The sequence below is a fragment of the Synechococcus sp. CCY 0621 genome (assembly GCF_019038465.1).
Taxonomy (GTDB): Bacteria; Cyanobacteriota; Cyanobacteriia; order PCC-6307; family Cyanobiaceae; genus Cyanobium.
The window spans coordinates 13,567-23,262 of record NZ_JAFKRH010000030.1; the positions used below are offsets into that span (position 1 = coordinate 13,567).

The 9,696-nt window shown below is 58.4% G+C and carries 7 protein-coding genes; 1 reads left to right on the top strand and 6 read right to left on the bottom strand.

Annotated features, from left to right (window positions below):
• Position 1: 1 nt before the first annotated feature.
• The 6 genes from KUG43_RS08815 to KUG43_RS08840 all read right to left on the bottom strand — a co-directional run bounded on the left by KUG43_RS08815 (position 2) and on the right by KUG43_RS08840 (position 8,385).
• Positions 2–1,174: a PP2C family protein-serine/threonine phosphatase gene (locus KUG43_RS08815; protein ID WP_216908193.1), complete on the bottom strand. Its 1,173-nt coding sequence runs from the start codon at positions 1,172–1,174 to the stop codon at positions 2–4.
• A gap of 5 nt (positions 1,175–1,179) precedes the next feature.
• Positions 1,180–3,699, bottom strand: coding sequence for an ATP-binding protein (locus tag KUG43_RS08820; protein WP_216908195.1), 2,520 nt, complete (start codon positions 3,697–3,699; stop codon positions 1,180–1,182).
• 16 nt (positions 3,700–3,715) lie between these two features.
• Positions 3,716–4,315, bottom strand: coding sequence for a heme NO-binding domain-containing protein (locus KUG43_RS08825; protein WP_216908197.1), 600 nt, complete (start codon positions 4,313–4,315; stop codon positions 3,716–3,718).
• A gap of 85 nt (positions 4,316–4,400) precedes the next feature.
• On the bottom strand, positions 4,401–5,795 hold the full coding sequence (locus KUG43_RS08830) for an O-antigen ligase domain-containing protein (protein ID WP_216908199.1): 1,395 nt from the start codon (positions 5,793–5,795) through the stop codon (positions 4,401–4,403).
• A 15-nt stretch (positions 5,796–5,810) separates the two neighbouring features.
• On the bottom strand, positions 5,811–7,256 hold the full coding sequence (locus KUG43_RS08835; protein ID WP_216908201.1) for a GumC family protein: 1,446 nt from the start codon (positions 7,254–7,256) through the stop codon (positions 5,811–5,813).
• A gap of 82 nt (positions 7,257–7,338) precedes the next feature.
• Positions 7,339–8,385, bottom strand: coding sequence for a polysaccharide biosynthesis/export family protein (locus KUG43_RS08840; RefSeq protein ID WP_216908203.1), 1,047 nt, complete (start codon positions 8,383–8,385; stop codon positions 7,339–7,341).
• Between the two features lie 187 nt (positions 8,386–8,572).
• On the opposite strand from KUG43_RS08840, the gene KUG43_RS08845 reads away from it, so the two are divergent.
• Positions 8,573–9,658 carry a polysaccharide pyruvyl transferase family protein gene (locus tag KUG43_RS08845; protein WP_286194573.1) on the top strand — a complete coding sequence of 362 codons (1,086 nt, stop codon included), beginning with the start codon at positions 8,573–8,575 and terminating at the stop codon, positions 9,656–9,658.
• The last annotated feature ends 38 nt before the right edge of the window (positions 9,659–9,696 follow it).

A 9,696-nucleotide genomic window follows, 5' to 3' on the forward strand; every position in this document is an offset into this window, starting at 1 on the left:
ATCACGACAGCAGAGCCCGGATCACCGAGTAGTCATCGGTGAATGGCGCATTCTCCGTGACGTGGAGGATCTGATACAGCAACCGATCCAGGCCATCGTCATCAGCAAGCACGTCTTGGCACTGCTCCACCAGCTGCATGAAGTCGGGCAGCATCCCCATCCCACCACCGGGCCTGGGCACCTCATAGAGGCCATCGCTGTACACAAGCAAACAGCCCCCCTCTCCAACCTCCAGGCTCTCGGTGGCATAGGTCGAATCGTCGAACAACCCCACGGCCATGCCCTGACCCTTGAGCCAATGGCAGGGAAACGCCCCTGTACGACTCCACAGCAGGGCTGGGGGATGGCCCGCACTGGCGTAGCGCAGGGTTCGGCTGGAGGCTTGATACACCCCGTACCACAGCGTCAGATACCGACCCTGGTGACGCTCCATCGGAAACCCGGAGTTCAGGGTCTGCAGCACCGCGCCAGGATCACGCAGATCAACGGGCAGCGAGCGGGAGCGCAGCTGGTTGTGAACGGAAATCGAGGGGAAGGCCGCTGCCAGGCCATGGCCGGAACCATCGGCGAGGTAGAGGACGAAGTGGTCATCATCGAGCCAGAAGAAATCAAAGGAATCACCACCCAGTTCGTGGCAGGGCTCGAAACGGGAGTCCGCCCGCACGGCACCACCGATGGGCTCGGGCAGCAGGGATCGCACATAACTGGCCGCCTCCTCCAGCTCCTGATCCAGCCGCAGCTTCTGCTGATGCAACTCACTCGCCAGGAGCTTCAGCCGTTCATTGGCCTGGTGCAGGCGGATGCCGGAGCGGACCCGGGCCAGCAGCTCCTCAGGATCCACCGGCTTGCTGAGGAAATCATCGGCGCCGCAGTCGAGCCCCTCCACCCGGTCTTCCACCCGGGAGCGTGAGGTCAGCAGGATGAAGTGGGCCGATTCCAGGGCCGGTTCCGCCTTGAACGCCCGGCAGACGTCCAGCCCATTCATACCTTCCATCAGCCAGTCGCAGACGACGACCGTGGGGGGGCAGAGACGGGCCTGCACCAGGGCACTGTCACCCGAATCCGCCACAACAATCTGGTAGCCCTGGGCGCGTAGACGGACCTCGAGGATGCGGGAATGGATGCGGTCGTCATCCACCAGCAGGATCGAGATCGGTGCGGGACAACCTTCCATGGGGCTCAGGCGTCCATCGGCCGCCGCTGGCGCAGAGCTTCGGTCACCCGTCCAGACTCGACAAGCAGCTGGTCGATTCTGACCTGGGGCCAGGCCGCCGAATCGGAGCGCAGGGACTCCTCAACCTGGCCGCACAGCGTGGCCAACCGCAGGGCCCCCAAGCTGGCACTGGGGGAGCGCAGCGAATGGGCGGCGGCAATCATCGCCGTGGGATCGTGATACTGGTGGGCCATCACCACCGCCGAAACAAGTCGCATCGCGTCGTCGAGGTAGAGGTCGATGAGCTCCTGGAGCACGGCCGCCGCCCCGTCTCCCATGGCTTGCTCCAATTCGTCCCAGGCGGCCGCGTCGATCGGGTCGGCCCCTCCCCCTGCTGGCGCTTCGGGTTGGTCGCGGGGCTGGTAGTGCTCCAGGGCGTAGGTGAGCTGGGCGGGCACGATCGGCTTGGCCAGAAAGTCGTCCATGCCGGCCTGGAGGCAGGCCTGGCGATCCTCCGGACGGCCATGGGCGGTCATGGCAATGATCCAGGGCTGCACGAAGGGAGCCGGCAGACACCGGATGGCCCGCGTGGTCGCATAACCATCAAGCTCCGGCATCTGCACGTCCATGAACAGCACGTCGAAGGGGGTCGCCTGCACGGCCGCGAGCGCCTCTGAGCCCGAAGCCACGGCCTCGGCCCGGTAACCCAGTCGCTGCAGCAACTGAAGCGCCAACTGGCGGTTCACGGGGATGTCATCCACGACGAGCAGCCGCAGTGGCAGCCGGTCGGCGAGGCGATGGGGGCCGCCCTGGGGGGCAGATTCGCGCGTCAGCGTTGGCGGCCCAGCCAGCCGCCGCTCCAGCGGGCTCTGCCATTGCTGAATCAGGGCCAGGCGGAGCTGTTCGAGTCGCACAGGCTTGGAGAGCATCACAGCCGGCGTCTTGGCCAGCGATGCCAGCTCGGACAGCTTGCACCTGTCGGCCAGGACGATCCAGGGGCGCACCTGAAGCAAGGGGTCCTGCAGAAAGGCTGGCGGGGTTGTCTCCCCTTCGCAGCACAGCAGCCGCCCATCGATGACCACCACCCCATGGCCGAGCTCGCCGATCTGGGACTGGGCGATTCGCATGGGGATCTGGCAGAGATCGGGAGCGATCACCGACAGCCCCATCCAGCCCAGCTGCTTCTGGAGCACGGCACGCAGGGTGGGATTACCGACCAACAGCAGGATGGCGGACGCCGGCGGCACCAGGGGCTCCGAACTGGTGCATGCCTGGGGGGCTGGATCAAGATTCAGCAGCACGTTGAAGGTGAAGACACTGCCTTTGCCTTCCTGGCTGGCCAGGTTGATCGAGCCCCCCATCAGCTCACACAGGCGCCGTGTGATCGCCAGACCAAGGCCCGTGCCTCCATAGCGGCGGGCCGTGGAGGGATCGGCCTGGCGGAAGGGCTCGAACAGCTGGGGAATCAGCGCGTCGGACACGCCGATGCCGGTGTCTTGAATCTGAAACGTGAACCGGCAGGGGGTCGGCTGGCCGGCCTCAGCGGCCTGGGGCTCCGCTGAGACCCTGACGACGATCTCGCCCTGGGGGGTGAATTTGACGGCATTGCTCAGCAGGTTCCAGAGGATCTGACGCAGGCGGGTGAGGTCGCCGATGACGGCCGTGGGCAGGCTGGGCTCGATGTCAAGGATCATTTCCAGCGGCTTGTCCAATAGGCGGGACATGCTCAGATCGAGGGCCTCTTCGATGCAGATGCGGAGGTTGAAGCGCTGTTCATCCAGCTGCATGGCGCCGGATTCGATCTTCGAAAAGTCGAGAATGTCATTGATGATTGTCAGCAGAGAGTCGGTGCTGCTGTTGATGATCTCGACATACTCCCGCTCCATGGGCTCCAGCTTGGCGTCCTGAAGCAGACCCGCCATGCCGATGATGGCGTTCATCGGGGTTCTGATCTCATGGCTCATCATCGCCAGAAAGGTATCCTTGGCGGCATTGGCTGCTTCAGCGGCCTGCTTGGCCGCCTCCAGCTCCGTATTGAGCGAGGAAAGGCGCTGGGTCGACTCCCGTAACTCCCCCCGCTGTGCCGTGAGAATCTCATTGAGTTTCTGGCTTTCAGTGAGTGCCACATTCCTGGCCTGAAGCAGGAAAAGAAAGTCAACCAGGGAGTCATGCAGGGGGAAGTCATTGATCTTCAGACCAAGGGACTTCAGATCCTCCAGTTGCAGCAAAAAGGGCGTCCCCACAAACAGCAACTGGTTCTGCTCTTCAAGGCAACAGATCTGACCCTTGAGTTGCAACGGGATGGAGTCAGCCTTGAGGATCACATGCCGATCCAAGCAGTCACGCAGACTGGTGAATCCCATGGGCACATCCGGGCGCAGAAGCTGGAAGTGATTGTTGAGAAGCTGCCCCAACAGATCCGGGACAGGAAGGATGCGACGCAGGACAGAGCCGGCCGACTGAATCCGCAACTCACCGTCAACGATGAGGTGAAAGGGGAACAGAGGTTCAAGAAGATGGGCCGGTAACGGCACAGATGGTGCCATCAGGAACGATGAACCCTCATTCGTGCCTCACACCGGGGTCAGGCTGAGAAGCGTCTGGAGCTGATGCCGGGCACAGACGCACCTGGAAAAGGTCCGTGGCATCGCCCTGATCGCGAGACGCCATCTGATCGACCTCCACGGGGGTTTGAAAGCGTTTCCCCAGGCCGTGAAGCAGCCCAGTCACCATAGGCGCCAAGCCTTGGCGCTTGGATCGGTACTCCAGTTGCATGGACGCATCGGTACTGTGCTCGCAACGAAACGAGGGCGGTTGCAGCTCAGGAAAGGCAACGGCGGCGCGGGCGTGCAGATTGTCAAGTTGATCCAGGAATTCCGGCAAGGTTTCACCCGTGCTTTCAAGAAGCTGCTCGTAACCCTCACTGGCCGTGTAGGTGATCCAGTACTCCCCAAAGGCCTGCATGATCTGATCGCCCGAAAGGCCCAGTTCCTGCGTGGCCGCCGCCACCAGCCGATGGGTCACGTCGTCAGGATAGGCCTGGTAGGTGGAGAAGAAATCCAGATCCTGGAGGTCGGCCCTGTCCTTGATGCGCTGCCACACCTCCTCACCATGGTGGGTGGTGACCATCTGCTGGATGGCCCGGTTGACAAGCCCGTACATGAACATCATTCTCACCATTCCAAATATTACTCGAAAGAAATGGCGCTGGTAGCACAACCGATGACCACGGCACAACAAAAAGAGCTCAGACGGTTGGATCTATCACCATGGCAACCTCAGCACTGGAACCATCAGCGCCGGGCAAAGAGCCCACAGGGTCTCCAAAAGTCTCCAGCAGAGACAACTTGTTTTCCTGTAAAGCCATACCCATCAAAATCATTCCAGGCCAGTAGAGATAGACAAGAATCTCCAGGTTTTCCCCAAATGTGTAAAGAAAGAGAATCACGATCATGCTGAGGCCCACAGACCCGAGCTGATAGCGCGGATTTGATGCACGTCGCACAAGGTCTAACAGTGTGACTGCCATTGGCAACGCCAGCGAAAGGAAACCAACAGTTCCCTTGACAAACAACAGGCCAGCCCAGGTGTGATGGGAGCCAATCGGCATCGCCTCCACCAAGTGGGGGCCCGGTTCAACAATGCCATGACCCCAGAGAGGAGCATCGCGCTCCCAACGGTACAAAGCAATCCGTTTCAGGGCCATGCGTACACGGGTTGAGCCTGCCCGCGCTCCCTTGAAACCTTCCCAGAAGTCACTAAAAAGCTGAAGCAGTAGCGGAGAGAGTATACCGCTAATATATGCAGTTGCACCTAACAATATCAATGTTGCTGGCTTGCGGATGCGTGCGACGATAAAGACGAAGATAGGGATAAGAATAATCGCCACTTGTGCCAGTCTGGACTTGCAGATAAAACACATGAGGATCGAACCAAACAGGCCAGCGGCCTTCCAGGTTCGGTTCCTCTCCAGGAGGCTTAGCATAAAGTTCACATTGCCCACAAAACCCAGTGCAGGCCCCCAAGGGGTAAACAGTCGCCAGCGCAGATCGCCCGTGCTTCCATCAATCTCATAGAGGGGTACATCAAAGAATTCATTGCCGGGGCCGCCGATTGCCCTCAAAGGGGATACGTAGAGAACTTGGGGAAGACCCAAGTGAGGTGTGAGCAGCAGGATGGGAGTAATGATCAGAGTGTGCAAACCCAAAATGCAGATGGCACGACTGAGGAGCTGGCTGCGAATATTGAGGCAACCGGCAAGCGGGTACAAGGCAAGTGCAGCCCAGCCCTTGGCCCAGCCGATCGACGACTTGACAATCAGCGCAACGCCCAGATTAAAGTCAATATGCCCAAACAGCAGTGCTACTTCCATCATCAGCATTCCGAGCACCCAAAGCCAGATCACAGGTGAGATTGTGATCTCCTCGTTTTCCTCTGGGTGATCAATCCATGCCAGCTTCTTAATTATTAGGCAAGCCAAGAGTAGCCAGCCAAGGACTGAACCAACCACATAAAGACCTCCGAACAACCAGATCGGATAGGTGTAGATGATGGCATACCAGACCAATCTCTCCGGCCAGTTCTGAGGTTGAATATCTGAGGAGGGAAAGAATGAAGGATGACTCCAGAACTTAATGCCCATGAGCGCGGTGATACATCACGATGAGATCAGGTTGGATAGTTTTCGAATCCATGGCTTCCGAATCCAGAGAATCCAAAGCCCCAGACTCGTAAATACTGAACCAATGGCAGATCCAGCCAGAAGCAGGCCCCTCTTAGGGGAACTGGGCTTCGTGGGCAGGCTCGGATCCACAGCCATCTGAATCAGTGGGAAGGCCGCAAAGACATCCGCTTGGCCAAGGTCAAGTTTGGCGAGAGTCGAGGCAAAGACGGCTTCGGCAATCTGTTCGTTCCGCCTGAGTCTCTCCAGGGTGGGCTGGCGTTGCGACATTCGCTCAAGCCGACCATCCAGTACAACAATCTGCTGATCCAACTTATTAACCTGAGCTGCCGCTCCGATCGCCTCAGCTTGATACGTCACCAGATTCTGAAACAGGGCATCTCTTCCTGACCCGGAGCTGGCGAGGGCCAGTTGAGAGAGGGTACTGCCCATAGGCTTACGGCCCAGCACTTGCTGTGCGCGACGATCAAGAGCCAATTCGGCAGCCTTCTGACGCTTGACCTCCTTGATAATGCGAGGGTGATTGGGCCCAAACTTGGCCGTCTGGACCTTGAGGATAGCCGTGGCTTCACTGAAATCCTTCAGGTTCTGCTGAAAGATCTGGTCGACCTGCAGCTTGAAGGCCTCCGCTGCTTCAGTGGCATTGAGGCCAAGATTTCTACTGAGCTTCTGGAGTCGTCCTTCAGCTTGGGCCTGCTGGGCAGCAAACTCGGCGCGTTGGCGCCTCAGTTGCTCAATGTTAGTCGAAATGGTTTCAACCTGTTCCGTGGAGTTCAGGCCAGACTTAAGCTTATAGGCAGAAACTTCTTTCTGTGCCTCTTCCAGTTTGTCACGCGATTTCAAGAGGATGTCTTGTGTAGGCCCATCTCGCTGGCCCATCTCGCTGATCCGAAGCTGATTGAGCCGAGACACCATAGCGTCATAGAGAGCAAAAGCCTTGCGGCGTGACAACTGCGGCGACGATCCCGACACTTCAATCTGCATCAAAGTGGTATTGTCAATATTCTTGATACGTGGTTCGCCAAACTCATCACTGGACAGACCAGCATTCTTTGCTGCCTGGCGAAGTACCTGTTCGCTCGTAAATATGAATTCATAATTGGCCCTGGGATCAAAGGTAGACGTTGCCACACCCGCTGATCCGCTGGAGGCAGTCGCTTGCCCAATTTCCGGAAGATTTACATTCACCGAACTGATGCTTCCAGGCAGGATCAAAGCAAAGTCACTCTTATAAGTTGGTTTCACCGTAGCCAGGATCAGCAGGCTCGTTCCCCATATGAAGATATTTGCTGATCCACACACCAGGAGATAACGGCTCCAGCGCAACTTGTCCGTACGGCTCAGACTTTGCCACCAAGCACTGGGAGACTTTGGCCGAGGAAGGGCAACATTGCGCAACTGCTCGGTGAACAGCCGCTGCACCTTACGAACCGGCTCCAGTCGTGATGCAGACCCGCTACTTGGCGGTGGTGACTTGGGGGGGCCGTACGTCACAACCTTCTTCTCATGGCGTAATGACGTCGTAAATCAATGCGCCTGGGACGACAAAATCCCTGATCAGTCCAAGGACATCACGGACGTTCGTGACGCCGGAATCATAACAAGCTACGGCATCATTGGCCATCAGATAAGGATTGGAGAGACTGTCTTTGGAACGCCGTATGAGCTCTTCAACGCCTCGTTCCAGAACATTGGTTTTCCCTGTCTGTGGGTCGGTGGTGACCAGAATCGCGCGTCGGCGGGCATTGGTCCACAAAGCTCCACCGGCACAATTGCCAGATACCACGGCCTGGGAGAAGCGGGAGCCGTAGGGAAAGGAGGTGGCATCGCGACCAATCCCAGCTACAGCGTTGCCGGCGGCGGGAACGGTAAGGTTGGAGATAAAGATCTTAACTCCAACCGGCGTGATCTGAGATGGTCGCACAATCAAAGGGTTGATGATTCCTGAATCGGGAACCACGACCTGATCGCCAGCGATAAGAGGCAAATCAATGAATGGTTCACCAGTAAAGATCCCTGTGAGATCAATTCTCTGACGTCGGCTGCCACGGATCAACTCAACAGATCGGATGTCTGCCGTGGGCATCACACCGCCAGCCTGTCGGATTGCTGAGGAAAGAAATCTTTTGAATGGGGCCTGCCCTGACTGCTGCACAGGCGCTTGCGTCTGCTCAGCATCGCTCCATTCGTTGATCATCACTCGGCCTGGCTGAAAGGTGGAGCCCGTAACAAAGACTTCTACCGGGGCCCATTGCACGACGTTAACACTAACTTTCAAAAAGTTTGGCTGGAAGAATCTTTCCCTAATGAGTACTTCTCGAATTCGCTGTTCCACCTGATGGGGCTCCAATCCAGTAACAGGAATTCCTCTGACATAGGGAAGTTCAAGTTCTCCATGGAGATTGACATCGAATATCCCGCTGAATTCCTCACCTTCCGGAATGGTGACCTTTACCCGGTCTCCGGCCGACAGAGGCAACGCAAAGGCTTGACCCACTGTTGATGTCAGTGCCGCAAGCATGAATGCAAAAGAAGCCAGACGCTTCAGCATTGGTAGTGATCAGGGGGCGACGAACGCATCTGAACTCAATTTAGGCTCAACGGCACTTAAGAGGTATCATAGCCTAGATGCCGATGAAGCAATCATTGCTCTCCAGGAACGCAGAGGATAAGGCCAAAGGCTCACCGCTGATGCGCCCTAGCCAGCGAAGCTTCCGTCTTGACCCACGATGATGCAGATGACCTCCTGTCCGCCTGGGCAAATCGGGCTGATCAACGCCTACAGCACCCTCAATCTGGGTGATGCGGCTATCTATAGCGCCTTCAGTACCTTGATGCCTGAAGCAGTACTCGTGGCCTGCGTGCAGGACACCGAACCTGACGCCAAGCTCGGTGTTGCTTTCCAGCAAAGGCGGCCTCGACAATGTGCCGCCTACGTGAGCGTGGGTGGGGACATCTTCAATAATTCTAGAGAGTGGTTGATCACCAAGGCTTTCCTGCTGAACCTAGCTGAACTGACCCGCCACCCCAGCCGCACGATCCTTTTTGGCCAATCGATTCCGCGCTCCTGCCACGGCCTCAGCTTCTTCGCCCTGTGCCAGGGCCTGAAACGCCTGGCGGCTGTCTGTGTTCGTGATGCCGAAAGCCACCGCCGCTTGCGGCAGGCCGGGGTGGAGGCCCGGCTGTCGTTCGACACGGCCTTCGTTCTGCAGAGTTCAGACTCGGCGCAGCGTGCGGCAGTCTCTCTATTCAAGGGCATTGATCTCGATCCATCTCAGGCCGCGGTGGTCTCGGTGCGCGCCTTCGACAGCATGTACACCCACGACAACCAGAGTTTCGTCCAGCGGATGGCGGCCCTCTGTCGTGGGCTGCTGCAGGAGGGACTCACACCGACCATGCTGATTCAGTCGCGTGCCTATGGCGCCGACAACGATCTCTCGGTTGCCCACGCGATCCAGGTACAGGCCCCGGGAACCGCCGTGCTTGATCCGTTCCTTCCGGATGGGTTGGTGCCCAGCTGGCAACTGGCCATGGCCGTGTTCGCCATGGCCCATCGGGTAATCGCCGTCCGATACCACACCGCCGTTCTGTCCCTGGCGGCCGGCAAGGTCCCTTTCCACCTGCACTATTCCAACAAGGGGCGCGATCTGTGCCAACGCCTGCATCTGCCAGGTAGTGACCTGGGCCTGTTCGATCCGGGCCGAACCCTCGACGCCATCCTGGCGAGCCCACCCCAGGGCTTCGATCATCAGGCGATCAGGGATCAAGTACGGCGTGATTTCGCCTGGGCCATGGGGCAGCTTCCTCTGATGGGGTCACGTTGAGATGCGAGTGCTGCATGTCCTTCCAAGTGGCGGCATGG